A 602-nucleotide genomic window follows, 5' to 3' on the forward strand; every position below is an offset into this window, starting at 1 on the left:
GTTTTTTATAAATAAAATTTATATCGTAAATAAAATAATAATAATTATTTTTTATTAAACTTTACTCTGCTATAAGTTTATAAAATTTCTTCTTTCCTCTTTTAATTAAAGCTCCATCATCTTTTAAGTCTTCTTCTGTAAGAACTCTCATAAAATCAGTAACTTTCTCATCATTTATTGTAAGTCCACCTTGTTTTACTATTCTCTTACCTTCAGCTTTTGATGGGAATATTTTAACCTCAACTAAAGCATCTATTAAGTTTCCACCAATAAATTCTTTCTTTATAACTTCTGTTGGAACATTAGTCATATCATTTCCACCTGCGAAAAGAGCTTGTGATGCTTCTTCAGCCTTTTTAGCTTCTTCTTCTCCATGGATTAATTTAGTTACTTCAAAAGCAAGAACTTTTTTAGCTTCATTAATTTCAGCACCTTCAAGGCTGCTAAGTTCTCTTATTTTATCCATTGGAAGGAATGTTAAAAGCTTTAAGCATTTTTCAACATCTGCATCTGCTACATTTCTCCAATATTGATAGAAGTCAAATGGTGAACATTTTTCTGCATCAAGCCATAAAGCTCCGCCAACAGTTTTACCCATTTTT

At 29.7% G+C, this 602-nt stretch carries 1 protein-coding gene; it reads right to left on the bottom strand.

Annotation, left to right across the window (positions count from 1 at the left end):
• Positions 1 to 61: 61 nt before the first annotated feature.
• A partial coding sequence (gene tyrS / locus O212_RS0115805; RefSeq protein ID WP_029699481.1) for a tyrosine--tRNA ligase occupies positions 62 to 602 on the bottom strand: 541 nt, incomplete at its 5' end.

Source organism: Clostridium sp. Ade.TY (assembly GCF_000498355.1).
Classification (GTDB): Bacteria; Bacillota; Clostridia; order Clostridiales; family Clostridiaceae; genus Clostridium.